The organism is Streptomyces sp. NEAU-174, assembly GCF_052665095.1.
This window is the reverse complement of record NZ_JBQTCE010000008.1, coordinates 110949-134734: the sequence shown is the minus strand read 5'-3', so window position 1 is coordinate 134734 and position 23786 is coordinate 110949. Positions and strand designations below refer to the sequence as shown.

23 protein-coding genes are annotated in these 23786 nt (G+C 71.5%); 13 read left to right on the top strand and 10 right to left on the bottom strand.

All coding sequences use genetic code 11. The features are described 5' to 3' along the window. Window positions 1-41: 41 nt before the first annotated feature. Window positions 42-488: a hypothetical protein gene (locus ACT2CW_RS23870; protein WP_445518206.1), complete on the bottom strand. Its 447-nt coding sequence runs from the start codon at window positions 486-488 to the stop codon at window positions 42-44. Window positions 489-859: 371 nt separating this feature from the next. Between ACT2CW_RS23870 and ACT2CW_RS23865 the strand changes: the two genes are divergently transcribed. After that, on the top strand, window positions 860-1864 hold the full coding sequence (locus ACT2CW_RS23865; RefSeq protein WP_086884571.1) for a sigma-70 family RNA polymerase sigma factor: 1005 nt from the start codon (window positions 860-862) through the stop codon (window positions 1862-1864). 139 nt (window positions 1865-2003) lie between these two features. On the opposite strand, the gene ACT2CW_RS23860 is transcribed toward ACT2CW_RS23865, so the two are convergent. Further along, a complete protein-coding gene (locus ACT2CW_RS23860) occupies window positions 2004-2741 on the bottom strand; it encodes an SDR family NAD(P)-dependent oxidoreductase (RefSeq protein WP_445518205.1) in 738 nt (245 codons plus the stop codon). 343 nt (window positions 2742-3084) lie between these two features. On the opposite strand from ACT2CW_RS23860, the gene ACT2CW_RS23855 reads away from it, so the two are divergent. The 3 genes from ACT2CW_RS23855 (at window position 3085) to ACT2CW_RS23845 (ending at window position 6990) form a co-directional block, all read left to right on the top strand. Then, window positions 3085-3846: a DeoR/GlpR family DNA-binding transcription regulator gene (locus ACT2CW_RS23855; protein WP_137979202.1), complete on the top strand. Its 762-nt coding sequence runs from the start codon at window positions 3085-3087 to the stop codon at window positions 3844-3846. After that, window positions 3843-4787 carry a 1-phosphofructokinase gene (gene pfkB / locus ACT2CW_RS23850; protein WP_445518204.1) on the top strand — a complete coding sequence of 315 codons (945 nt, stop codon included), beginning with the start codon at window positions 3843-3845 and terminating at the stop codon, window positions 4785-4787. The genes ACT2CW_RS23855 and pfkB overlap by 4 nt, the downstream gene beginning before the upstream one ends. A gap of 85 nt (window positions 4788-4872) precedes the next feature. Further along, on the top strand, window positions 4873-6990 hold the full coding sequence (locus tag ACT2CW_RS23845; protein ID WP_445518203.1) for a PTS fructose transporter subunit IIABC: 2118 nt from the start codon (window positions 4873-4875) through the stop codon (window positions 6988-6990). A gap of 7 nt (window positions 6991-6997) precedes the next feature. Here ACT2CW_RS23845 and ACT2CW_RS23840 read toward each other — a convergent pair whose 3' ends face one another. Then, window positions 6998-7990, bottom strand: a complete 993-nt coding sequence (locus ACT2CW_RS23840) for an FAD-dependent oxidoreductase (protein WP_445518202.1) — start codon at window positions 7988-7990, stop codon at window positions 6998-7000. Window positions 7991-8064: 74 nt separating this feature from the next. Next, on the bottom strand, window positions 8065-9207 hold the full coding sequence (locus ACT2CW_RS23835; RefSeq protein ID WP_445518201.1) for a P1 family peptidase: 1143 nt from the start codon (window positions 9205-9207) through the stop codon (window positions 8065-8067). Window positions 9208-9409: 202 nt separating this feature from the next. On the opposite strand from ACT2CW_RS23835, the gene ACT2CW_RS23830 reads away from it, so the two are divergent. Together ACT2CW_RS23830 and ACT2CW_RS23825 are read left to right on the top strand one after the other, a co-directional pair. Continuing rightward, window positions 9410-9952 carry an AMP-binding protein gene (locus ACT2CW_RS23830; RefSeq protein WP_241787560.1) on the top strand — a complete coding sequence of 181 codons (543 nt, stop codon included), beginning with the start codon at window positions 9410-9412 and terminating at the stop codon, window positions 9950-9952. 3 nt (window positions 9953-9955) lie between these two features. Beyond that, the gene (locus ACT2CW_RS23825) at window positions 9956-10144 is read left to right on the top strand and encodes a hypothetical protein (protein WP_078559050.1); all 189 of its coding nucleotides are present in this window, start codon (window positions 9956-9958) and stop codon (window positions 10142-10144) included. A gap of 7 nt (window positions 10145-10151) precedes the next feature. On the opposite strand, the gene mscL is transcribed toward ACT2CW_RS23825, so the two are convergent. The 5 genes from mscL to ACT2CW_RS23800 all read right to left on the bottom strand — a co-directional run bounded on the left by mscL (window position 10152) and on the right by ACT2CW_RS23800 (window position 14541). Beyond that, the gene (gene mscL / locus ACT2CW_RS23820) at window positions 10152-10619 is read right to left on the bottom strand and encodes a large conductance mechanosensitive channel protein MscL (RefSeq protein ID WP_138915960.1); all 468 of its coding nucleotides are present in this window, start codon (window positions 10617-10619) and stop codon (window positions 10152-10154) included. Between the two features lie 159 nt (window positions 10620-10778). Further along, window positions 10779-11447, bottom strand: coding sequence for an RcpC/CpaB family pilus assembly protein (locus tag ACT2CW_RS23815; RefSeq protein WP_445518200.1), 669 nt, complete (start codon window positions 11445-11447; stop codon window positions 10779-10781). 161 nt (window positions 11448-11608) lie between these two features. Further along, complete coding sequence (locus ACT2CW_RS23810; protein WP_164432392.1) at window positions 11609-12454, bottom strand: S-methyl-5'-thioadenosine phosphorylase; 846 nt, start codon at window positions 12452-12454, stop codon at window positions 11609-11611. Between the two features lie 99 nt (window positions 12455-12553). Then, a complete protein-coding gene (locus tag ACT2CW_RS23805) occupies window positions 12554-12919 on the bottom strand; it encodes an FmdB family zinc ribbon protein (protein WP_445518199.1) in 366 nt (121 codons plus the stop codon). Window positions 12920-13053: 134 nt separating this feature from the next. Next, window positions 13054-14541: a potassium/proton antiporter gene (locus ACT2CW_RS23800; RefSeq protein ID WP_164432420.1), complete on the bottom strand. Its 1488-nt coding sequence runs from the start codon at window positions 14539-14541 to the stop codon at window positions 13054-13056. 252 nt (window positions 14542-14793) lie between these two features. Between ACT2CW_RS23800 and ACT2CW_RS23795 the strand changes: the two genes are divergently transcribed. Next, window positions 14794-17562, top strand: a complete 2769-nt coding sequence (locus ACT2CW_RS23795) for a penicillin acylase family protein (protein WP_182471701.1) — start codon at window positions 14794-14796, stop codon at window positions 17560-17562. Between the two features lie 135 nt (window positions 17563-17697). Here the strand turns inward: ACT2CW_RS23795 and ACT2CW_RS23790 are convergent, their stop codons facing one another. After that, window positions 17698-18297, bottom strand: coding sequence for a 5-formyltetrahydrofolate cyclo-ligase (locus tag ACT2CW_RS23790; RefSeq protein WP_311766933.1), 600 nt, complete (start codon window positions 18295-18297; stop codon window positions 17698-17700). An 85-nt stretch (window positions 18298-18382) separates the two neighbouring features. Here ACT2CW_RS23790 and galU point away from each other — a divergent pair, with 85 nt between their 5' ends. The 6 genes from galU (at window position 18383) to sepX (ending at window position 23721) form a co-directional block, all read left to right on the top strand. Further along, window positions 18383-19285 (top strand): UTP--glucose-1-phosphate uridylyltransferase GalU, encoded by a 903-nt coding sequence (gene galU / locus ACT2CW_RS23785; RefSeq protein ID WP_164432400.1) that lies wholly within the window; start codon window positions 18383-18385, stop codon window positions 19283-19285. A 4-nt stretch (window positions 19286-19289) separates the two neighbouring features. Then, window positions 19290-20609 (top strand): molybdotransferase-like divisome protein Glp, encoded by a 1320-nt coding sequence (gene glp / locus ACT2CW_RS23780; RefSeq protein WP_086882445.1) that lies wholly within the window; start codon window positions 19290-19292, stop codon window positions 20607-20609. Window positions 20610-20674: 65 nt separating this feature from the next. Beyond that, complete coding sequence (gene moaC, locus ACT2CW_RS23775; RefSeq protein WP_037948204.1) at window positions 20675-21157, top strand: cyclic pyranopterin monophosphate synthase MoaC; 483 nt, start codon at window positions 20675-20677, stop codon at window positions 21155-21157. Further along, the gene (locus ACT2CW_RS23770) at window positions 21154-21714 is read left to right on the top strand and encodes a MogA/MoaB family molybdenum cofactor biosynthesis protein (protein ID WP_164432404.1); all 561 of its coding nucleotides are present in this window, start codon (window positions 21154-21156) and stop codon (window positions 21712-21714) included. Before moaC ends, ACT2CW_RS23770 begins: the two co-directional genes overlap by 4 nt. Beyond that, window positions 21711-22334 carry a GNAT family N-acetyltransferase gene (locus ACT2CW_RS23765; RefSeq protein ID WP_445518409.1) on the top strand — a complete coding sequence of 208 codons (624 nt, stop codon included), beginning with the start codon at window positions 21711-21713 and terminating at the stop codon, window positions 22332-22334. The genes ACT2CW_RS23770 and ACT2CW_RS23765 overlap by 4 nt, the downstream gene beginning before the upstream one ends. 142 nt (window positions 22335-22476) lie before the next feature. Continuing rightward, on the top strand, window positions 22477-23721 hold the full coding sequence (gene sepX, locus ACT2CW_RS23760; RefSeq protein ID WP_445518198.1) for a divisome protein SepX/GlpR: 1245 nt from the start codon (window positions 22477-22479) through the stop codon (window positions 23719-23721). Window positions 23722-23786 lie beyond the last annotated feature (65 nt).

The following is a 23786-nucleotide window of genomic DNA, read 5'->3' as shown; positions in this document are numbered from 1 at the left end:
GGCCCGAGGGCTGGTCCTCGAAGGGTGAGGGTTACTCCCTTTTACTCCCGAGGTGTTCCGCTTACTCCCGGGGGGTGCTCCGCCCGTACGTGGAAGACGTAGAACGACACGCCCACCATCGCGAGCCCCGCCCCCAGCCCGATCCCCGCTGACCGGTACACCGAGCCTCCGCTCACGGAGTGCAGAAAGCCGAGTGCACAGCCGAGGACCGTCCCGTAGAGCACGGCCCGGATCTCCGGCATCAGGCCTGGCGTCATCCTGCCGAGGGCGTAGCAGAGCGCTCCGACCACCGCCGCCGAGACCACGCCGAAGACGGCGGCCGTGGGGATGGTGGAGCCCTGGTTGTGGGTCACGAACATCACCCAGCCGCCGTAGAGCACCGCGAGAACGGCTGGGACACCCCAGGAGGCGGAGGGGTGCGGTCGGAACGGGAGGCGTGGATGGCGGCGGTGGCTCACGAGGGTGGTGCGGGCTGTGGGGGCATTCATGGCGGAACCTCCTCGTCGCCGCGTCCCCGCCCTGGCCTGTCACTTTCCAGCGCACACCCTTGCCGAGTGCCGGGCAACCCGGAGCGATGGGCCATACGGGCAACCGGCGGCCCGCGAGATTCGTCTTGACAGATGGGAGAAGGGCAGAAGAGCCGTGGGAGGCCGCCGCACAAGGGGTCTGACCTGCGCTTCCCGGTGTCTCGGTAGTGCGCTGACCCGCGTGTGGCTGGACAGGATACTGCATGATCGTAAAAACGTGGGGGCCTGATGGGAATTCTGTCCTGATTCCAGTCGTTGTTTCCTTCGGACGGGGCACCCGACATCGGAGTCCGTCCATAGTCCGCGCCCGATCCATCTGTAAGGGAGCACGCATGGCAACCCGTGCCGTCGCCCGTAATCAGTCCGCCGCCGGTGGCGGCGCTGATGGGGCCAACAGTGTTCGCGCCTCAGGCGGGGAGATCGCCGATCGCGACCTGGTCGGCATGTATCTCGACGAGATCGCTCGCACCCCGCTGCTGGACGCGGCGAAGGAGGTCGAGCTTTCTCAGTCCATCGAAGCGGGGGTGTACGCCCAGCAGATCCTGGACGGGGAGGTTGAGGACACCTCTGCCGCAGGTGCGAGCCGCGAGGAGCTGGAGGCGATAGCCGCCGAAGGCGCCCGCGCCAAGGACATCTTCATCCGCTCCAATCTGCGCCTCGTCGTGGCTGTGGCGCGCCGCTATCCGCGCAGTGGGCTGCCCCTGCTCGACCTGATCCAGGAGGGCAACGCGGGCCTGGTGCGCGCGGTGGAGAAGTTCGACTACACGAAGGGCTTCAAGTTCTCGACCTATGCCACGTGGTGGATCCGTCAGGCCATCACGCGCTCGATCGCGGATCAGTCCCGTACGATCCGGCTGCCCGTCCACCTGGTCGAGGAGCTCGGCCGGATCCGCCGGGTGCAGCGGGAGTTCAACCGGGAGCACGGCCGCGAGCCGGAGCACGCCGAGATCGCCGAGGAGCTCGGCTCCACGATGGAGCGGGTCTCGGATGTGCTCGACTGGGCCCGCGACCCGGTCAGTCTGAACATGTCGGTCGACGACGAAGGGGAGACCCAGTTCGGCGATCTGCTGGAGGACACCTCGGCCGTCTCGCCCGAGCAGTCGGTGATGACGCTGCTGCGCAGCGAGGAACTGGAGGACCTGATCGGCCGCCTCGACGACCGCACCGCCTCCATCATCAAGGCGCGGTACGGCATCGACGACGGCCGGGAGCGCACCCTGACCGAGGTCGGCAAGCAGCATGGCCTCACGCGTGAGCGGATCCGACAGATTGAGAAGCACGCATTGCTTGAGCTGAAGAAGATGGCCCGCCAGACCGGTTTCGACGCAGCAGCTTGAGTTCTCAGGCCAATAGACCTCAGCAGCCACCAGATCCCCACCAACCCCTAGACCGAGCCCCGGCGCCTCCCCCCCCCGGCGTCGGGGCTCGTTTCTGTCTGTCTGCTGGGGTCTGGGTCTGGATCTGGGAACGGAGGGGTCAGGCGGCGAAGCCGCCGTCCACGGCGATCGACGCCCCGGTGATGTAGCGGCCGCTGTCGCCCGCGAGATGGGCCACGGTCGCCGCGATCTCCGTGGTGCGGCCGTAGCGCCCGAGCGCGGTGAAGCCGCTCTGGAAGGCGGCGTTCTCGCCGTCGGCCGGGTTCATATCGGTGTCCACGGGGCCGGGGTGGATCAGGTTGACGGTGATTCCGCGCGGGCCGAGCTCACGGGCCAGCGCCTTGGTGAGGCCGGTGAGCGCGGTCTTGCTGGTCGCGTAGAGGCTGCCCCCGGGGAAGGCGACCCGCTCGGCCATACAGCTGCCGATGTTGATGATCCGCCCGCCGTCGGCCATATGCGCGGTGGCCGCCTGCGCCAGGAGGAACGGTGCCCGGACGTTCACGGCGAGGACCCGGTCCACATCGTCCAGCGACAGCTCGGCGATGGGGCCGAGGGCGCCGACGCCCGCGTTGTTGACCAGGATGTCCAGGCGGCCGAACTCGGCGGCGGTCCCCTCCACGGCGGCCCGCACCGCCTGCGCGTCGACGCCGTCGGCCCGCACGGCCCAGGCGCGGCGGCCGAGCGCCTTGATGCGGTCGACGACATCCGCCGCCCGCTCGGCCTGGCTGTGGTAGGTCAGGGCGACATCGGCGCCCTCCTCGGCGAGCCGGATCGCCACGGCCTCACCGATGCCCCGGCTGCCGCCGGTGACGAGGGCCGCCTTGCCGTCGAGTGTCATGCCTTCTCCTCTGCTCTTCCTTGTATTCCTGGGATGCGATGTATGCCTGGGATGCACTAAAGATTCCGCTATGCGGTGGTCCCGGAGGACATGACTCGATCCTGGCCGGGTGGGCCCCGGAAGTCCGGCGGGATTCGGACGGTGCGCTGGCGGCGATGGGTGGTGGCGATGGCCGGTGGCGATGGGCGGCGGCCAGGAGTGGGTCAGCCAGGGCTGAGGCGGTGAGCCACGAAACATGCCCGGTCGAGTTTGTTTCGTGCCCGAGTCTGTTTACTTTCCTGCATCGCCCACGTAATCTGGCCGCGAAATCACAGGTTCGGGCATGGAAGGGACGTAAACCCACATGTACGCACCGGAGCGTCAGCAGGAGATTCTCCGGCTCGCCCGCGAGAGCGGGCGGGTGGATGTCCTGTCCCTCGCCGAGGAGTTCCAGGTCACCGCCGAGACCGTACGGCGTGATCTGCGCGCCCTCGACCGGGCAGGGCTCGTCCGCCGTGTGCACGGGGGTGCCATCCCGGCCGGACGGCTGGACTTCGAGCCCGATCTCGCCGAGCGCGAGTCCACCGCCGCCGATGAGAAGGACCGCATCGCGCGGGCCGCCATCGCCGAGCTGCCGTCCGACGGCAGCGTGATCATCGACGCGGGCTCGACGGCGGCCCGGTTCGCCGCCGCCCTTCCCCTGGAAGCCAAGCTCACCGTCGTCACCCACGCCCTGCCGGTCGCCGCCCGCCTCGCCGACCACCCCGGTATCGCGCTGCACCTCGTCGGCGGGCGGGTCCGCCACCGCACCCGGGCCGCCGTGGACGCATGGGCGCTGCGCGGCTACGGCGAGATCAAGGCCGATGTGGTCTTCCTCGCCACCAACGGCTTCTCGCTGGACGGCGGGCTCACCACACCCGATCTCGCGGAGGGCGCCGTCAAGAGCGCCATGATCGCGGCGGCCCGGCGGGTGGTGCTGCTCGCGGACTCCGCCAAGTTCGGCCGGGAGCACTTCGCCCGGTTCGGCGGCCTGGACGATGTCGATCTGCTCATCACGGACACCGGGCTCAGCCCCCAGGACGCCCTGGCCATCGAGCGCCAGGGCACGGAAGTGGCACGCGCATGATTCTCACCGTCACCCCCAACCCCAGCCTGGACCGTACGTACGAGATCCCCGCGCTGGAGCGCGGCGCCGTGCTGCGGGCCACGGCCGACCGGGTCGACCCCGGCGGAAAGGGCGTCAATGTCTCGCGCGCCGTGGCCGCCGCGGGGCAGCGCACGGTGGCCGTGCTGCCGCTCGGCGGACCGGAGGGCGCGCTGCTCGCCCGGCTGCTGGAGGAGCTGGGCATCGAGGCGGCGGGCGTGCCCGTGGCGGGCTCGACCCGGGTCAACATCTCCGTGGCCGAACCGGACGGCACCCTCACCAAGCTCAACGCGAGCGGGCCCGAACTGAGCGACGCCGAGGCCGAGGCGGTGCTGGAGGCCGTCCGGACGAGGGTCGAGAGCGCCGACTGGATCGCCTGCTGCGGCAGCCTGCCCCGGGGGCTCGCACCCGAGTGGTACGCCGAGCTGGTGGCGCGGGCCCACCGGGCGGGCGCCCGGATCGCCCTGGACACCTCCGGCCCCTCGCTGACCGCCGCCCTGCGCGAGCGCCCCGATGTGGTGAAGCCCAACGCCGAGGAGCTGGCCCAGGCCGTGGGCCGTCCGCTGGCCACCGTGGGCGAGGCGGTCAAGGCGGCCGAGGAACTGCGCGGGCTGGGTGCCCGCGCCGTGCTCGCCAGCCTGGGCGCCGACGGCCAGCTGCTGGTCGACGAGACCGGCGCGTACTTCGGCACCGCCCGGGTCGCCGCCGTGCGCAGCAACGTCGGCGCGGGCGACGCCTCGCTCGCCGGATTCCTCGCGGCGGGCGGCTCCGGGCCCGCCGCCCTCGCCTCGGCCGTGGCCCATGGAGCGGCCGCGGTGCAGCTGCCGGGCAGCGCCATGCCGACCCCGGCCGACCTCGATCCTCCCGCCGTGGTCACCACGTCGGACATCCCGCTGGACCGTGTGCTCAAGGAGCCCGCGTGACCGGCCGACCCCACTCCCACCCCCCAGTCCCCACTCCGTCCGCCCGCCTCCCCCAGGGCGGCACCGCACACAAGGGAGCCGCGAGATGAGTGAGCTGATCACCGCGGATCTGGTCGACCTTGACCTGTCCGCCGACACCAAGGAAGCCGCCGCCCGGTCGCTCGCCGAACGCATGGTCGAGGCAGGCCGGGTCACCGACCTCGACGGCTTTCTCGCCGATGTGGCGGCGCGCGAGGAACAGATGCCGACCGGCCTGGACGGCGGCATCGGCATACCCCACTGCCGCAGCGCCCATGTCACCGAGCCGACCCTGGCCTTCGGGCGCAGCGCGGCCCGGATCGACTTCGGCGCGGCGGACGGGCCGGCCGATCTGGTCTTCCTGATCGCCGCCCCGGCGGGCGCGGACAGCGACCATCTGACGATCCTGTCGAGCCTTGCCCGGCAGCTGATGAACGCCGACTTCACCGATGCGCTGCGCTCGGCCGACCAGCCCGAACAGGTGGCCGCCCTGATCCGCGGCGAGGAGCCCGCCACGGCTGGGTTCGCGGCCGCTGAGCTCGCCGCTGGGGAGCCCGCAGCCGCTGAGTCTGCTCCGGCCGAGCCTGCTGCGGCCGAGCCCGCCGCCTCCGACTCGGTTGCGGCCTCCGCCGCTGCCTCCCAGACCGCGCCGGAGCCGGTGGCCCCGTTCCGGATCGTGGCCGTCACGTCCTGCCCCACCGGTATCGCCCACACCTATATGGCCGCCGAGTCGCTGGAGAACGCCGCTCGCGAGGCCGGGGTCGAGTTGGTGGTCGAGACCCAGGGCTCGGCCGGATTCGACAAGCTCCCCGCCGCCACCATCGCCGCCGCCGACGCGGTGGTCTTCGCGCACGATGTGGAGGTGCGGGAGAAGGCCCGCTTCGCGGGCAAGCCGACGGTGGACGTCGGGGTGAAGGCGGCCATCAACCGCCCCGCCGAGCTGATCGCCGAGGCGCGCGGGAAGGCCGCGCGGGGCGAGATCGCCACACCGGCCGACGGCGCGGCGGAGGGCTCGGCGCCCATGGACGCGGACGGTGCCGCCGGTGACGGCTTCGGCACCCGGCTGCGCAAGTGGCTGATGACGGGCGTCAGTTACATGGTCCCGTTCGTCGCCGCGGGCGGTCTGCTGATCGCGCTCGCCTTCGCGATCGGCGGTTACGAGATCGCGAGCGCCAAGTCCGTGGCGGACCACTTCGTCTGGACCGAGACCAGCAGCTGGGCGGCGCTGCTCTTCCAGATCGGCAGTGCGGCGTTCACCTTCCTGGTGCCGGTCCTGGCGGGCTACATCGCCTACGGGATGGCCGACCGGCCCGGTCTGGTCCCCGGTTTCGTGGGCGGCTACATCGCGACCACCATCAAGGCCGGATTCCTCGGCGGTCTGGTCGCGGGTCTGATCGCGGGCGCGGTCGTCATGGCCATCCAGCGGTTCAAGGTCCCGGCGTCGCTGCGCGGCATCATGCCGGTGGTGGTGATCCCGCTGATCTCCTCCGCGATCGTCGGCGTCCTGATGTTCGTGGTGATCGGCAAGCCCATCGCCTCCGCGCAGGAGGCGATGACCGACTGGCTCAACGGTCTCTCCGGCGCCAACGCCATCGGGCTGGGTGTCCTCCTCGGTCTGATGATGTGCTTCGACCTGGGCGGCCCGGTCAACAAGGTGGCCTACGCCTTCGCCACCGGCGGTATCGCGGTGTCGGACCCCTCCACCGGAAGCCTCAAGATCATGGCCGCGGTGATGGCCGCCGGTATGGTCCCGCCGCTGGCGATGGCCCTTGCCACCACCGTGCGCGGACGGCTGTTCACCAAGACCGAGCGGGAGAACGGCAAGGCCGCCTGGGTGCTGGGTGCCTCCTTCATCAGTGAGGGCGCCATTCCGTTCGCCGCGGCGGATCCGCTGCGGGTGATCCCCTCGTCGATGGTGGGCGGTGCCGTCACCGGTGCGCTGTCGATGGCGTTCGACTGCACGCTGCGCGCCCCGCACGGCGGCATCTTCGTGGTCCCGCTGATCGGCCAGCCGTTCCTCTACCTGCTGGCCATCGTGGCGGGCACGGTGGTCTCGACCGGTCTGGTGGTCTTCCTCAAGGGGCTGCGGAAGACGGCGGAGCCGGAGGCCACCGGCCAGGCGGGCGGCGGTGCTGCCACGGGCGGAGCCACCGAGGACGAGTCGAAGGTGGCGGTGGCGGTCTGACCGCATCTCAGCCACCTCCTGTCGGGCCCGGCGGCCTGCCCACCTCCGTGGTCGGGCCGCCGGTCTCCGTGGGCAGACCGCGCGAGGCGTAGTAGGCGCCGAGCGCGGCCTCGCCACCCGACCCCATGGCGGTCGCGATCCGCTGAAAGCGGACCGACCGCAGATCACCGGCGGTGAAGACCCGGGGGTGCTGGCTCCCGGGAGGGCAGTAGCCGGACCGGTCGACCGCCACGGCCCCGGCCGGGGGCGCCGGGGCGCTGCCCAGGTTGAGGAAGACGAGGTCGGCCGCGAGCGTGCGCCGCTCGCCCTCCACCGTCTCGACCTCTGCGGTGACCGGTGCCGACGCGGACCCGGGCCCCAACTCCAGCCGCCGCACGGCCACCAGCTCCACCCGCGGGTCCCGCCGGACCTCCTCGGTCTTGTAGGCGTCCTCGGGCGGATACGCCACCACAAAGCGGGCCTGGAGCTCCGGATGGGCCCGCGCCACCGTGCCCAGGGGCCGGTCCGCCCCCAGGACCAGCACCGTCCGGTCGTCGATCGCGTCCGGTTCCGCCTCCCACAGCTGTGGCAGCGCCCGGCCCGCCGCGCCCCCGAGCCATCCCGCTCGCTCGGGACCCAGCGGCCCGACTCCCGTGGCGACGACGACGTATGGAGCGGTCAGCCGCGACTCACTCGCCCGATCGGACCCCGGGGACCCGGCCGGCTCCACAGCCTCCACCGTGACCTCGACGCGGTCGTCGAAGGCATCGATCAGCGTGGCGCGGCGGCCCAGCTCCACCCGGCACAGATCACACTGCGCCAGATCGGCCTCGATCGCCGCCGCCAGATCCGGGCCGTTGGTGGCGGTGAGGACATTCCGCACCACCGGGATGCGCCGCAGCGCCCCGCACAGGGCGTCGCCCGACTCGATCAGCACCGAGCGCATCCCTACGCTCGCCGCCATCACGGCGGCGGCACAGCCCGCCGGGCCACCGCCGACGATCAGCAGATCCGTATCCATCCGAAGCCCCCCTCTCCTCATCGCTCCGGCCCGCTTCTCCCGGCCGGAGGCTTCCTTCCCCCGGCCTCCGTGGATCAGAGGCCGTAAAGATCCCGGTACGCGGGGAAGACACCGCCCGGGCCGTCCACGGTCTCCGCCGCGAGCACCGCCTTGACCACCGCCCGGGTCAGCATGTCCGCCCCGGCCGCCAGCACCTCGTTCAGCGCACCGCTCTCCCGGTGCACCCCGAACGCCGGATCGCCGGCGTCCTCGGGGTCGCCCTCCGGTATCAGCGGGCGCCCGCAGGTGGCCAGGGCGAAGACCGTGTCGCCGTCGGAGAGCAGATGCACCGGCCGGATGGCGCGCGCCAGACCGTCGTGTGCCGTCCCCGCGAGCTTCTGCGCCTGGGCCCGGGTGAGCACGGCGTCGGTGGCGACCACGGCCAGCGTGGTGTTCAGCGGAGGCCGCACCGACGCGGCCTGCCGCCGCTCCGACTCGGCCCGCGCGGCGGCGAGCCGGCGCATCGCCTCCACGTGCACGGCCGCGCCGGGCCGGTGCGGTCCGCCCTCCTCCGACGGTCCGTAGTGCTCCCCGTACAGCGCGCCCGTACCGGGATCGACGACCGACCCCGCGGCGTTGACCACCGCCAGCGCGGCCACGGTGACGCCGGACGGCAGCACCGTGGAGGCCGAACCGGCGCCGCCCTTGAGCCCACCGGCCACCGCGCCCGTGCCCGCCCCCACATTGCCCTGTGCGACCGGAGCCCCCGTCTCCGAACCGGCCGCCGCCTCGATCGCCTCGCGCCCCAGCGCGGCATCCGGGCGGGCCCGCCAGTCGCCGCCCCGGCCCAGGTCGAAGAGGGCGGCGGCCGGCACCACCGGAACGACCTGCGCCGGGTCGGGCCCGACCCGGAAGCCCCGGCCGTGGTCCTCCAGCCAGGCGGCCACCCCCGAGGCGCTGTCGAGCCCGAAGGCGCTGCCGCCGGTCAGCACGACGGCATCGACACGCTGGACCAGATTGCGCGGATCGAGGGCATCGGTCTCCCGGGTGCCGGGGCCGCCGCCGCGCACATCGACGGCGGCGACCGCCCCGCCCTCGGGGGCCAGCACCACGGTCGTTCCGGTGAGCCGGCCGCCGCCGGACCGCTGGGCATGGCCCACCCGCAGTCCGTGGACATCCGTCAGGCCGTCGGCCGGACCGGTGGGGGCAGATTCGGGGTTTGTCCGCTGGGCATCCATGGAAGCTATGCGTAGCACGGGAAGCCATGGCATGGTCGAGTGGCGAGGCGCGAACCACCCCCGTATCCGCCCTTCCGCGATCGCCGCCGAAGCGCGCCGGACGGGATGAGGACCTCTCATATAGAGGGCGTTCATCAGACGTTGATGGCCTGACAGCAATCTGAGCTGTATGCCGTTCGCCCCCGTCCGAAAGAAGACCGCCGTGCCCCGTAGCTCTCGGACGGAGGAGCTCCCGACACCGGCCGCCGACCCTCGGCGGGCCGCCCGGGTGGCCCTCCGCTGGATCAGCGAGCCGGACTGCACCGAGGAGCTCACCCATGCCGAGCTGCTCGACCAGGCTGCCCGGGCCGCCGCCGCGCTCACCCGGCTCGGTGTCCGCGCCGGGGACCGGGTGGCGGTCCATCTGCCGCTGGTGCCCGAGTCCGTGATCGCCACGCTCGCCTGCGGCCGGCTCGACGTCGTCCGCGCCAGCCTCCCCATGGGGCTGCGCCCCCATGAGCTGCGCGACCGGATCAGGGAGGTCGGCGCCAAGGTCGTCATCACCGCGGACGCCGGGCAGCACGGCGGGGAGATACAGCCGCTCAAGCGCCATGTCGACCGGGCGCTGGCCGGCTGCCCCGAGGTGCGGTCCGTACTGGTGGTCCACCGGCTGGCCTGCCCGGTGTCCTGGAGGCCCGGGCGTGATCTGTGGTGGCACGACGAGCTCGGCCGATACACCGAGCCGCTGCCCGGGCCGTACTCTTGAGGCATGAGCACCGCCCCTGCCCCTGGACCGCGCGATCCGGCCGCCGCGCTGAGCTTCGACGATCCCTTCGCGCAGCGGTCATCGGACGATACGGACCACGGGTGGGGTGAGCGGGTTCCCGGCGGCGACAGTGCCGACGATGCCGCTGATCTGGCCCGGTTCCTCGACGAGAAGCCGCCCCACCACCTCTGACGGATTCCTAGGCGCTGGAGCCGCTGCCGCCACCGTCGCGGACGGTGGCGCGCTGTGCCACCAGCTCGTCGCGGATCTCGCGCAGCAGAATGATCTCCTCGGCGTCCGCGACGGCCTGCTCCTCCTCCGCCTGCGCCTCCTTGGCGGCCTTCCGCGCCAGATAGCGCGACATCGGCAGCACCATCAGGAAGTACACCACCGCCGCGGTGATCAGGAAGGTCAGCACGGCGGAAAGCACGCTTCCCCAGAGGATCGGGATGCCGTGGACGATATCGCCCGTGGCGTTGGTCTCGCAGGGCGCCTTGAGACAGGAGCGGTACTTCTCGAGGTCCTTCGTGCCGAAGGCTCCGACTATGGGGTTGATGAGGCCCTTCACTATCGAGTTCACGACGGCGGTGAAAGCGGCTCCGATGACGACCGCGACGGCCAGGTCGATCACATTGCCGCGCATCAGGAAGGCTTTGAACCCCTCCATGACGCTCTGCTTCTCCTCGGTCACCTTCTCCTGACTCAACCCACTGCCTCTCTTTCGCCGCGTCGGTGCTTGAGCGGACGGTTCCGCAACCTACACCCGCAGGTGAGAGGGGCATCAGGGGAGTCGGGGGAGTCGGCGGAGCCGGGGGAGTTGGGGGAGTCAGCGGCGGCATAGCGTCACCGCCAGTCGGGAGTCGGCCGCGGCCCCGGCCAGCGCGGTGGCGTCCGCTTGCGGCACCGTCAGCACCACCAGCGCCCCGCCGCCGTCCGCCGGGCCGTCGAGCGTGCCGCTGTCCGGCGCCCCGTCGCCGCTCGCATCCGCTTCCACATCGGCCTCCGGCGCGCCGCCGTCGGCTTCGCTGTCCGTCGCGCGGGCGCTTCGAGACCCCGGCACCTCGGCCACCCGGACCCCACGCGCGACCACCCGCGCCGCAGCACCGGACGAGCGGGCCCGTGCGGCGTCCGGCAGCGGCGTGGCCAGCACATCCACCCGGTCGCCTGGGTGCAGCAGCCGTACCGCCGCGGCGTCGGCGATCCGGACCGGCGCCGAGACCATGGCGGGGCGCGGGCCGCCCCGCCGCTCCTCACCCGTGGGCGCGGGCGCCCGGGAGGACACCGCGTCCGTGTGCTCCCGGCCGGACGGTGCGGCGGCCGCGAGCGCGGCGGCCGTCAGCGCGAGCCCGGCCGCCATCGCACGACGGCGTCGCCGCACGGTCCGCCGCAGCCCGAATCCACCGGTGCGCCCGGTGCGCACCGGATCGAAGCGGGCCACCGCACGGGCCGGGGGAGCGGAGCGGGGTAACGCGAGGGTGGGGGACGGATGGGACATGGCACATCACCGCCTGCCGTGAGGGTCCGAGTGCTTCTGGCCCCCTCACCATGCCTGCCCCCACCCGGTCCCGCTCGGGCCTGTGGACGGCCACCGGGCTGTGGATAACTCGGCCACCCGACCGAGCGACCCCCGCCCCGTCCGGCGACCCCGCACCGCGTCTACGGAAGTTCGATCCCCAGGTCCCAGCCGTCGTGGGCGTGGGTGCACAGGCAGTCCCGGGTGGAGGTCTCCGGCAGCCTGCCCACCGCGTCGAAGAGCACCTCGCGCAGTCGGCCCACGTTCTCCCCGAAGACCTTCAGCACCTCGGTGTGGGTGACGCCCTCGCCGGTCTCGACTCCCGCGTCCAGGTCGGTGACCAGCGTCAACGACGTGTAGCAGAGCCCCAGTTCACGGGCGAGCACTGCCTCCGGATGGCCCGTCATGCCGACCACCGACCAGCCCTGCGCCGCATGCCAGCGCGATTCGGCGCGGGTCGAGAAGCGCGGCCCCTCGACGACGCACATCGTCCCGCCGTCCACCGGCTCCCAGCCGCGTCCGCGCGCCGCGTCCACGGCCGCCTTCCGGCCCACCGGGCAGTACGGGTCGGCGAATGTGGTGTGCACCACGTTCGGGATCCGGCCGTCCGGCAGCTGCTCGCCGTCGAAGTAGGTCTGCGTACGTCCCTTGGTGCGGTCCACCAGCTGGTCCGGGACGAGCAGCGTGCCAGGCCCGTACTCCGGCTGAAGTCCGCCGACCGCGCACGGGCCGAAGACCTGCCGCACCCCGAGCGAGCGCAGGGCCCAGAGGTTGGCGCGGTAGTTGATGCGGTGCGGCGGCAGATGGTGCTTGCGGCCGTGCCGCGGGAGGAAGGCGACCCGGCGCCCCTCGATGTCGCCGAGGACGAGCGAGTCGCTCGGCGCCCCATAGGGAGTCTCCACGGTGATCTCGGTCACGTCGTCGAGGAACGTGTAGAACCCCGATCCTCCGATGACCCCTATGTCTGCTTGCCTGCTGGTCTCGACCATGTGATCACCCTAGCCACCCGCGCCCACGCGAACGACACCCCGCCGCCTCCCGGGGGAGGTGACGGGGTGTCGCTGAAGCAGAAGAACCAGGCGGCCGGATCAGGCGGCCGAGCTCGACGTCGAGGACGAAGACGCCGAGGAGGGCGTCGACGACGAAGACGTCGAGGAGGAGGACGAGGAAGAGGAGCCCGAGGACGAAGACGAGTCCGAGGACGAGGAGGACGACGAGCCGGAGCTGTCGCTCTTCGCAGCCGGCTTGTTGGAACCGCCGCTCGAGCTGCTGGAGGAGGAGCGGCTGTCGTTCCGGTAGAAGCCGGAACCCTTGAACACGATGCCGACCGCCGAGAACACCTTCTTCAGGCGTCCCTTGCAGTTGGGGCACTCGGTGAGCGCGTCGTCGCTGAACTTCTGCACCGCCTCGAGGCCCTCGCCGCACTCGGTGCACTGGTACTGATAGGTCGGCACGTTCTTCCTCCTGGCACTCTCACTCAATGAGTGCTAACGACGCTCCATAGTGCAGTATTCCCGCGCGTCAGTCCACTGGGACGAGGCATGCGGTGATCGAACACACCGCCCGAGGCGGCCTCCGACAGGCCCCCTCACCCCGCTCCCATGCCCAGCCAGCCCGCCAGCTTGCCGCCCCGGCCCACCGCCCGCAGCCGCCGCTCCGCCGCGTCGCGCACCGGGTCCGTGGCCACCACCAGCAGCTCGTCGCCGCGCCGCAGCATCGTGGAGGGCAGCGGTACGAAGCTGGTCTCGTCCCGGACCACCAGGGTGACCGCGGCCCCCGGGGGCAGCCGCAGCTCGCCGACCTCGACGCCGTGCATCTTGGACGACTGGGGGATCGACACCGACAGCAGATGACCGCGCAGCCGCTCCAGTGGCGCCGACTCGATGCCCAGGTCGGCCGGTTCGGGCTCCTCGAGTCGCAACCGGGGGGCGAGCCAGGGCAGCGTCGGCCCCTGGACCAGGGTGTAGACGATCACCAGCACGAAGACGATGTTGAAGATCCTGCGGCTGTCGGGCACATCGCTGACCATCGGGATGGTCGCCAGCACGATCGGCACCGCCCCGCGCAGCCCCGCCCAGGACAGCAGCGCCTTCTCCCGCCAGGGCAGCCGGAACGGCGCCGTGCTGACCAGGACCGACACCGGGCGGGCCACCACGGTCAGCACCAGCCCCACCGCGAGGGCGGGCAGGATGTCATCGCCCAGTTCATGCGGGGTGACCAGCAGCCCCAGCAGGACGAACATCCCGATCTGGGCGAGCCAGCCCAGCCCCTCGGCGAAGCCGCGCGTCGCCGGCCAGTGCGGCAGCCGTGCGTTGCCCATGATGAGCGAGGCGAGGTAGACGGCGAGGAAGCCGGACCCGTGCGCCAGCGAACCCTCCGCGTAGGCGGTCACCGCGATGGCGATCACCGCGATCGGGTACAGACCCGAGGCGGGCAGCGCCACATGACGCAGGCCGTAGGCGCCCAGCCAGCCGACCGCGATGCCGATCACCGCGCCGATCGCCAGCTCCAGGGCGATCGTGCCGATCAGGGAGTACCAGGAATCCATGGGGCCCTGGCTGGAGAAGGCGACCACCAGGATCACCACAGGGGCGTCGTTGAAGCCCGACTCCGCCTCCAGGACGCCCGTGAGCCGCTTGGGCAGCGGCACCGTGCGCAGCACCGAGAAGACCGCCGCCGCGTCCGTGGACGACACCACCGCGCCGATGATCAGCGCCTGCCGCCAGTCCAGTCCCACCACGTAGTGCCCTGCCGCCGCGGTGATCCCCACGCTTACCGCGACGCCCACGGTGGACAGGACGGCGGCCGCGGGCAGGGCGGGTTTGATCTCGCCCCACTTCGTGCCCAGACCGCCTTCGGCCAGGATGACGACCAGCGCGGCGTAGCCGAGGATCTGCGTCAGCTCGGCGTCGTTGAAGGTGACGCCGATCCCGTCCGTGCCGATGGCGACGCCGATCCCGAGATAGATCAGCAGCGTGGGCAGTCCACTGCGTGATGACACCCTTACGGCCGCCACCGCGACGAGCAGGACGAGGGAGCAGATCAACAGCAGTTCATTGAGGTGGTGAACAGTCAGGGGCCGACCCTTTCTCGCGGGAGCGGAGGGAACGCTGCGAAGGGGTCCCCACCGACCGGAACTTCATTGCCTTATCTAACATTTTACGGGATCTTGACGCGAGCCTCCCACGAGAAGGCTTCGCCGAGGTGTACGAGCCGGGACGGTGGCCGGTGCAGGACGTCAGTCATGACTCCGCGTAGGGGCGGCGACAGCGCTGCGCCTATGGTTGCTCCAGCACTCCAGGTTCACCCTGCCCCTCGAAGGACAGCGATGCCCGCCAACACAACCGGCTCTTCTCCCAAAAAGAAGAAGAGCCGACGTCTCCGCCTGATCGTGATCGCAGTCGTGCTGCTGCTCGTCGGGGGCGTCGGCTACGGCGCGTACTGGAGCATCAGTACCGTTCGAGCCTCATTCCCGGAGACCACGGGATCGCTACAGCTGAAGGGGTTGTCCGGCCCCGTACAGGTCAAACGTGACGGCTACGGGATACCTCAGATCTACGCCGGCACCTCCGAGGACCTCTTCCGCGCCCAGGGGTTCGTCCAGGCCCAGGATCGCTTCTGGGAGATGGACGTCCGCCGCCATATGACCGCGGGCCGGCTCTCGGAGATGTTCGGTTCCGGCCAGCTGGAGACCGACGCGTTCCTGCGCACCATGGGCTGGCACCGGGTGGCCAAGCAGGAGTACGACACCAAGGTGTCGGCCTCGACAAAGAAGTATCTGCGAGCCTACTCCGACGGCGTCAACGCCTACCTCAAGGACCACCAAGGGGACGCGCTGTCGGTCGAGTACGCGGCCCTGGACTTCAAGAACGACGGCTACAAGCCCGAGAAGTGGACCCCGGTCGACTCGTTGGCGTGGCTGAAGGCGATGGCCTGGGACCTGCGCGGCAACATGCAGGACGAGGTGGACCGCGCCCTGGCCTCCAACCGGCTCAGCGCCAAGCAGATAGACGAGCTCTACCCGTCCTACCCGTACAGCCGGAACAAGCCGATCGTCCAGGGCGGCGCCGTCAACGAGGTCACGGACGAGTTCGATCCCAAGGGCACCCCGGCCGGCTCCACGGGCGGCACGGGCGGCACCGGCTCGGTGGACGGAGGGGCCACCGGAGCCGCTCAGGGGCTTCAGACGCAGCTGTCCTCGCTCTCCAAGACCCTGGACGACGTCCCGGCGCTGCTGGGCCCGAACGGGACCGGTATCGGCTCCAACTCGTGGGTGGTCTCCGGCAAGTACACGACCACCGGCAAGCCGCTGCTCGCCAACGATCCGCACCTGGCGCCCCAGCTGCCGTCCGTCTGGTACCAGATGGGGCTGCACTGCAAGCAGGTCACCAGCGAGTGTCCGTTCGACGCGGCGGGCTTCACCTTCGCCGGTCTGCCCGGTGTGGTCATAGGTCACAATCAGGACATCAGCTGGGGCATGACCAACCTCGGCGCCGACGTCAGCGACCTGTACCTGGAGAAGGTCACCTCCGACGGCTATCTCTACGACGGCAAGCAGCTCCCGTTCACCACCCGCGAGGAGACCATCAAGGTCGCGGGCGGCGCGAGCCGTAGGATCACCGTCCGCACCACCAACAACGGCCCGATCGTCTCCGACCGCGACGACGAACTCGCCGACGTCGGTAAGAGCGCCCCGGTGGGCACCGGCGCCGATGACGTGGCCCCCGACCGCGGCGACGGCTACGCGGTGGCGCTGAAGTGGACCGCGCTGAACCCGTCCAACACCATGGACTCGGTCTTCAAGCTCAACACCGCCAAGAACTTCAGCGACTTCCGTAAGGCGGCCCGCGACTTCGCGGTCCCCTCCCAGAACCTCATCTACGCCGACACCAAGGGCAACATCGGCTACCAGGCGCCCGGTCAGATCCCGGTGCGCTCCAAGGGCGACGGCCGCTATCCGGCGCCCGGCTGGGACTCGCGCTACAAGTGGAGCAAGTACATTCCGCAGTCCGCGCTGCCCTGGGAACTCAACCCCGACCGCGGCTATATCGTCACCGCCAACCAGGCCGTCATAGACAAGAAGAACTACCCGTATCTGCTGACCGACGACTGGGGCTACGGCGCGCGGAGCCAGCGCATCACCGACCTCATCGAGTCCAAGGTCAAGGACGGCGGGAAGATCTCCACGGACGACATGCAGTCCCTTCAGATGGACAACAGCAGCGAGATCGCCAAGCTGCTGACGCCCTATCTGCTGAAGATCGAGGTCAAGGACGACTACGTACGCGAGGCCCAGAAGCTGCTGGAGAGCTGGGACTACACCCAGGACTCGGACTCGGCGGCCGCCGCGTACTTCAACGCCGTCTGGCGCAACACCCTCAAGCTGGCCTTCGGTGACAAGCTCCCCAAGGAGCTGCGGGTCAAGGGGGAGTGCCTGCGGGTGCGCCCGGCCGACGACTCGGGTCCGCTGGAGGACCTGAACGGCAACGCCCGGCTGGTGCGCGAATGCGGTAAGCGCGACCCCGACATGGCGCAGCCCGATGGCGGCGACCGCTGGTACGAGGTCGTGCGCAAGATCATCAAGGACCCGAAGAACGACTGGTGGAAGACGGCGGGCACCCGCAACAAGCCCGGCGCCACCAACCGCGACGAGCTGCTGGGGCAGGCCATGCGGGCCGCACGCTCGGAGCTCACCGCCAAGCTGGGCAAGGACATCAACAGCTGGAGCTGGGGCCGGCTGCACCGGCTGACGCTGAAGAACCAGACCCTGGGCACGGACGGCCCCGGCGTGGTGCAGTGGCTCCTCAACCGGGGGCCGTGGAACCTCTCCGGCGGCGAGGCGGCGGTCAACGCCACCGGCTGGAACGCGGCGGGCGGCTACGACGTCACCTGGGTCCCCTCGATGCGGATGGTCGTCAACCTCGACAACCTCGACAAGTCGCGCTGGATCAACCTCACCGGCGCTTCCGGCCACGCCTACAACGCGCACTACACGGACCAGACCGAGAAGTGGGCGAAGGGCGAGCTGCTGCCCTGGGCGTTCAACAAGAGCGCCGTGGACAAGTCGACGGAGGACGAGCTGGCGCTCACCCCGTAGCGATCCATGGAGCACCGGGGGCCCCGCATGGGCCCCGAAGGGCCCGGTGGCCGTCTGAGGGGCGTTTCCGCCCCCGGACGGCCCCCGGGCCCGTTCTGCCCTCGCGGCCCCGCCGGCAGGCGCCTCCGGGCGCCTTCAGCGGGGCCGTGGCGTGAAGCGGTGGAGGCCCGACGGCGTCACCGCCGCGTGCACCGGACGGTCGTGGGCCTCCTGGGGCACCTCGTCCAGCAGTTCGCCGTCGTACAGCAGCACCACCAGCGCCGGATCGGCCCCCGCCGCAGCCAGCCGGGCCAGCACCCGGTCGTACGAGCCGCCGCCGCGGCCCAGCCGCATCCCGCGCCGGTCCACCGCGAGCCCGGGCAGCAGCACCACGTCCGCCCCGGTCACCGCCTCGGGGCCGAGCCGCGGCCCCTCGGGCTCCAGCAGGCCGCGCCGGGCGGGCGCCAGCCGGCCGGGCCCCTCGTCCTCGCCCCAGTCGAGATCGTCGTCCTCGAGCAGCACCGGAAGCAGCACCCGGACCCCGCGGGCGCGCAGGGCCTCCCTCAGGGCGTGCGTACTGGGCTCGCCGCCCATGGACACATAGGCCGCCACCGTGGCCGCCCCGGCGAGCTCGGGAAGCTCCAGGGCGCGACACGCCAGAGCGGCGCCGGCCGTCTCGATGTCATCCGCCGTCAACCTGGACCTCATCGTCAGGTGACGTCTCCGCAACGCGCGCTTACTAGCGTCGGTGTTGATCACTGGGTGCGCAATCTCCCTGTCTCATGCCATATTCACCGAATACTCATCATCTGTCCCAAAGGCACCGGATAGGGTTCGGTACATGACTCAATCGCGTACTCGGATCAGCAAGGCTGTCATCCCTGCCGCGGGGCTCGGAACCCGCTTTCTTCCGGCCACCAAGGCCACCCCCAAGGAGATGCTGCCGGTCGTCGACAAGCCGGCGATCCAGTACGTCGTCGAGGAAGCAGTCACCGCCGGACTGTCCGACGTCCTCATGATCACCGGTCGTAACAAGCGGCCCCTGGAAGACCACTTCGACCGCAACTACGAGCTCGAAGAGGCCCTGACCCGTAAGGGCGACGAGACCCGACTCGCCCGCGTCCAGGAGTCCAGCGACCTGGCGACCATGCACTACGTCCGCCAGGGAGACCCCAGGGGGCTCGGCCATGCCGTGCTCTGTGCCGCCCCGCACGTCGGTGACCAGCCCTTTGCCGTCCTCCTCGGCGACGACCTCATTGATGCCCGCGACCCGCTACTGGCCCGCATGGTCGACGTTCAGGAGCGGCATGGCGGCAGCGTCATCGCCCTGATGGAGGTGGACCCGGCACAGATCCACCTCTATGGCTGCGCGGCCGTCAAGCCGACGGTGGACGACGACGTCGTCCAGGTCACCGGCCTGGTCGAGAAGCCCGACCCCGCGGACGCGCCCAGCAACTACGCCGTCATCGGCCGCTATGTGCTCGACCCGGCCGTCTTCGGGGTGCTGCGCGAGACCGAGCCGGGCCGCGGTGGCGAGATCCAGCTCACCGACGCACTTCAGGCGCTAGCCTCCAGTCCGGACCTCGGCGGCCCGGTGCACGGGGTCGTCTTCAAGGGGCGCCGTTACGACACAGGCGACCGTGGCGACTATCTGCGTGCCATTGTCAGACTCGCGTGCGAACGTGAAGACCTGGGCCCGGAGTTCCGGGATTGGCTTCGCAGTTACGTCACCGAGGAGATGTAGCACCTTGAGCAGCACCGCAGAACGGGCCGCGGACCGCGGCCCGGACCAGGACCGGGTCTGGACGGTGGCCGAGCACCTCGACGACATCCTCGGGCACGTCCATCCGCTGGAGCCGATCGAGCTGCAATTGCTCGAGGCCCAGGGCTGCGTCCTGGTGGAGGACGTCACCGTCCCCGGCGCGCTTCCGCCGTTCGACAACAGCTCCATGGACGGCTATGCCGTCCGTACGGCTGACGTCGCGGCCGCGACCGAGGACCATCCCGCGGTGCTGACCGTCATCGGCGACATCGCGGCGGGCAGCGGTGACCTGCCCGCCGTGGGACCGGGCGAGGCGGCCCGGATCATGACCGGCGCCCCGGTGCCGCCCGGTGGCCAGGCCATCGTCCCCGTCGAGTGGACCGACGGCGGCCTCGACAGCGGGCCGGTCACCCATATGCCCGCGCGGGGCTCGGACCCGCACGGCGGCAGCGGCAGGGTGCGCGTCTTCCGCCCGGCGCGGGAGGGCCAGCATGTGCGCACCCGGGGCAGCGACGCGGACGCGGGCGAGCTCGCGCTGCGCGCCGGCACGGTCCTGGGCGCCTCGCAGCTCGGGCTGCTGGCCGCGCTCGGCCGCGCCACCGTGATGGTGCGGCCCCGGCCGCGGGTGGTGGTGCTCTCCACCGGCAGCGAGCTGGTCCAGCCCGGTGAGGAGGCGGGCCCGGGCCGGATCCACGACTCCAACAGCTTCCAGCTCACGGCCGCCGCCCGGGAGGCCGGCGCGATCGCCTACCGGGTGGGCGCGGTGGCCGACGACGCCGCCACGCTGCGCGCCGCCGTCGAAGACCAGCTGGTCCGCGCCGACATCGTCGTCACCAGCGGCGGCGTCAGCGTCGGCGCCTACGACGTGGTCAAGGAGGCGATGCACGAGGTGCACTTCCGCAAGCTGGCCATGCAGCCCGGCAAGCCCCAGGGCTTCGGCCGCGTCGGCCCGGAGAACACCCCGCTGATGGCCCTGCCCGGCAACCCGGTGAGCTCGTACGTCTCCTTCGAGCTCTTCGTGCGCCCCGTCATCCGCACCATGCTGGGGAGCGCCGACGTCCACCGCACCATCGCCCAGGCGGTCTGCCCCGAGGGTGTCGCCTCCTCGCCCAAGGACAGGCGTCAGTTCCTGCGCGGTTGGTACGAGCCGGCCACGCTCGACGGGCCGGCCACCGTCAGCCCGGTGGGCGGTGCGGGATCACACCTGATCAAGGCCATGGCACACGCCAACGCGCTGATCGTCGTCCCCGAGGACGTCACCCAGGTCGCCCCCGGCGCCGAGGTGGACGTCGTCCTGCTGGCCTAGCCGCCGACCGCGGCGGGTACGGTGTCGTCCCACACAGGAGCCACCTGGCCCGGACCGGGAGAACGATGAGCAGCGCCCAGGACCATCTCACCCACCTCGACCCCTCGGGCGCCGCCCGCATGGTCGACGTCTCGGCCAAGGACGTCACCGCGCGCACCGCCCGGGCGAGCGGCCGCGTGCGCGTGGCGCCGCGCGTCGTGGAACTGCTGCGCGGCGAGGGCCTCCCCAAGGGCGACGCCCTCGCCACCGCGCGGATCGCGGGCATCATGGGTGCCAAGCGGACCCCGGACCTGATCCCGCTCTGTCATCCGCTCGCGGTGTCGGGCGTCACGGTGGACCTCGAGGTCGCCGACGACGCCGTCGAGATCACCGCCACCGTGAAGACCACGGACCGCACGGGCGTGGAGATGGAGGCCCTGACGGCGGTCTCGGTCGCCGCCCTGACGGTGATCGACATGGTCAAGGCCGTCGACAAGGGAGCCGTTATCACCGACGTCCGGGTGGAGGAGAAGACCGGCGGCAAGTCCGGCGACTGGAGCCGGTCGTGAGCGGCTCAGCGGCGTCGCGTCGCGCCCTGGTCGTCACCGCCTCCAACCGCGCCGCCGCCGGGGTCTACGCCGACACCGGGGGCCCGCTGATCGCCGAGGGGCTGGCCGGGCTCGGCTTCGCCGTGGACGGCCCGCGCGTGGTGCCCGACGGCGATCCGGTGGAGGCCGCCCTGCGGGACGCCGTGGCGGCCTCGTACGACGTCGTGGTGACCACTGGCGGCACCGGTCTCACCCCGACCGACCGCACCCCCGAGGCGACCCGCCGGGTCCTGGACTACGAGATCCCGGGGATCGCGGAGGCCATCCGCGCCGAGGGGCTCGCCAAGGTGCCCACCGCCGCGCTCTCCCGGGGGCTGGCCGGGGTCGCCGGCACGACCCTGGTCGTCAATCTGCCCGGCTCGACCGGAGGGGTGCGTGACGGCCTTAAGGTGCTCGGCCGCATCCTGGTCCACGCGGTCGACCAGATCCATGGCGGGGACCATCGCAGACCCGCCGACTCCGCCGCCTCCGCCGATGATCCCGCCGATCCCGCGGGGCGGGCCGGGAGCACGCGCTGAACGCCCCCTGGCCGGTCGTGCTGGCGGACGGCGACACCGTCCTCCGCCCCATAAAGCTGCGCGACCAGCGCGCCTGGCGCGAGGTCAACCAGCGCAACCGGGAGTGGCTGCGGCGCTGGGAGGCGACCATCCCGCCGCCCCCTCCGGGCGGCCCCGTCACCCACCGGCCCACCTACCGGCAGATGGTCCGCCATCTGCGGGCGGAGGCGCACGCGGGGCGGATGCTGCCGTTCATCATCGAGTACCAGGGGCGGCTGGCCGGGCAGTTGACGGTCGCCGGGATCACCTGGGGGTCGATGTGCTCGGGCCATATCGGCTATTGGGTCGACCAGGCGGTGGCCGGGCGCGGAGTGATGCCGACGTCCGTCGCGCTCGCCGTCGACCACTGCTTCCGCACCGTCGGACTGCACCGCATCGAGGTGTGCATCCGGCCCGAGAACCTGCCCAGCCGCCGGGTGGTGGAGAAACTCGGATTCCGCCAGGAAGGGCTGCGGCCGCGCTATCTCCACATCGACGGGGCATGGCGCGACCACCTGGTCTACGCGCTCACGGTGGAGGAACTGTCCGAGGGGCTGCTGAACCGGTGGCACCGGACTCGACCAGGAGCATCGCAGAAATGAAATATCTGTTCGAATAGCGGGAGAACATTTCCAACCTGGTCATCCCAACAATCACAAAAAACTTTCGAGATATCAGCCAGATCGTGCGACACACCGCGCCAATTGGCAGATGGCCTCATGCGGACCCCTCTACCGTGTGAGCGTGAGCAGCAGTGGCCTCATCTACGCAGTCATCGTCGGGGCCTGGGCCGCCTATTTGGTGCCGATGTGGCTTCGTAGGCAGGACGAGCTCAATGAGGCCCGTCCGACGGAACGCTTCAGCACCGCCATCCGGCTGCTGTCCGGACGGGCGGGCATGGAGCGTCGTTACGCCAAGAGCCGTGTGGACCTCGAGCGCCCCGGGGACCCGGCGGACGACCCCGCCGAGCGCACCGCCGAGGACGCGGACGCCCCCGCCACGGGTGGCGCCCCCGCCGAGCCGGGGCGCTATGCGGCCGACCCGGAAGCGGTGACCGACGCGGTCGACGTCCGGGCCTTCGCCGAGCCCGTAACCCTGCGTGCCCCCGCCCCCACGGGCGCCGACGCCCCCGCCGAGGGCGCGTCGGCACAGGCGGCCGGGGGCGCGGGCGGTGCGCGGGGCGCGGGCGCCGGAGGTACGAGCGGTGCGCGGGCCCCTGGCGCCGGGGGCGCGAGCGGTGCACGCGGGGCAGGCGGCGGAGGCTGGAGCGCGCTGGACCGCGGGCGGCGCGCCCGAGTGCTCGCGCGCCGTCGCCGCACCACCGTGATCCTCTTCGTCGCCTTCACCCTCGGTGCGATCGTCGCGGCCGTGGGTGGCCTCGCCTTCCTGTGGGCCCCGGGCATCCCGGCCATACTGCTCAGCGCCTATATCGCCTACCTCCGCGCCCAGGAACGCCGTCGCTTCGCCTTCACCATGGATCAGCGCCACGCCGAGCAGGCCGCGCAGCGACTGCGTGAGCGCCGACGTCCGCGGGCCCATCCGCCCGCCGATGGCCCCTCCGCCGAGGACCGCCCCGCCGACCCTCCCGCCCCCGCCGAGGCCGAGCCCGCCCCCGCGAAGGCGCCCTCGCCGCATGCGGCCGGGCGCCGCGCGCTGGTGGAGCAGACCGATCACGCCGAGTGGGTGGACCAGGAGCGCGAGCGCGAGCGGGGCCCGGCGGCCGGCGAGGGCTGGGAGCCGGTGCCGGTCCCGCTGCCCACCTACGTCACCGCCCCGGTCGCCCCGCGCGCCACGGGCAGCGTCGACCTGGCCGCCCCCGACGCCTGGAGCTCGGCCCGCTCCAGCACCGTCGACCCCGCCTCCGCCCATGACCCCGCCCCGGCCCCGGACCCGGTCGCCGCCCCACCCCACGGCACCCGCGACCGCGGCCGCACCCCCCTCTTCGACCAGTACGCCGACGAGGACCGGCCGCGTGCTGCCAACGAGTGACGGGCCCTTCACTGACCAGCGAGGAACGGATTACCAAGCACCCCGGAGGGGATGCTAGAGTTTCA

What these genes read in the sequence shown, in the direction of transcription:
- ACT2CW_RS23795 (WP_182471701.1), top strand. Translation starts at nt 14,794, where the DNA reads ATGCCCGCCAACACAACCGGCTCTTCTCCCAAAAAGAAGAAGAGCCGA.
- ACT2CW_RS23840 (WP_445518202.1), bottom strand. Translation starts at nt 7,990, where the DNA reads ATGGATACGGATCTGCTGATCGTCGGCGGTGGCCCGGCGGGCTGTGCC.
- ACT2CW_RS23865 (WP_086884571.1), top strand. Translation starts at nt 860, where the DNA reads ATGGCAACCCGTGCCGTCGCCCGTAATCAGTCCGCCGCCGGTGGCGGC.
- ACT2CW_RS23810 (WP_164432392.1), bottom strand. Translation starts at nt 12,454, where the DNA reads ATGGTCGAGACCAGCAGGCAAGCAGACATAGGGGTCATCGGAGGATCG.
- moaC (WP_037948204.1), top strand. Translation starts at nt 20,675, where the DNA reads ATGAGCAGCGCCCAGGACCATCTCACCCACCTCGACCCCTCGGGCGCC.
- mscL (WP_138915960.1), bottom strand. Translation starts at nt 10,619, where the DNA reads ATGGAGGGGTTCAAAGCCTTCCTGATGCGCGGCAATGTGATCGACCTG.
- galU (WP_164432400.1), top strand. Translation starts at nt 18,383, where the DNA reads ATGACTCAATCGCGTACTCGGATCAGCAAGGCTGTCATCCCTGCCGCG.
- pfkB (WP_445518204.1), top strand. Translation starts at nt 3,843, where the DNA reads ATGATTCTCACCGTCACCCCCAACCCCAGCCTGGACCGTACGTACGAG.
- ACT2CW_RS23815 (WP_445518200.1), bottom strand. Translation starts at nt 11,447, where the DNA reads ATGTCCCATCCGTCCCCCACCCTCGCGTTACCCCGCTCCGCTCCCCCG.
- ACT2CW_RS23870 (WP_445518206.1), bottom strand. Translation starts at nt 488, where the DNA reads ATGAATGCCCCCACAGCCCGCACCACCCTCGTGAGCCACCGCCGCCAT.
- ACT2CW_RS23825 (WP_078559050.1), top strand. Translation starts at nt 9,956, where the DNA reads ATGAGCACCGCCCCTGCCCCTGGACCGCGCGATCCGGCCGCCGCGCTG.
- ACT2CW_RS23845 (WP_445518203.1), top strand. Translation starts at nt 4,873, where the DNA reads ATGAGTGAGCTGATCACCGCGGATCTGGTCGACCTTGACCTGTCCGCC.
- ACT2CW_RS23860 (WP_445518205.1), bottom strand. Translation starts at nt 2,741, where the DNA reads ATGACACTCGACGGCAAGGCGGCCCTCGTCACCGGCGGCAGCCGGGGC.
- ACT2CW_RS23835 (WP_445518201.1), bottom strand. Translation starts at nt 9,207, where the DNA reads ATGGATGCCCAGCGGACAAACCCCGAATCTGCCCCCACCGGTCCGGCC.
- ACT2CW_RS23855 (WP_137979202.1), top strand. Translation starts at nt 3,085, where the DNA reads ATGTACGCACCGGAGCGTCAGCAGGAGATTCTCCGGCTCGCCCGCGAG.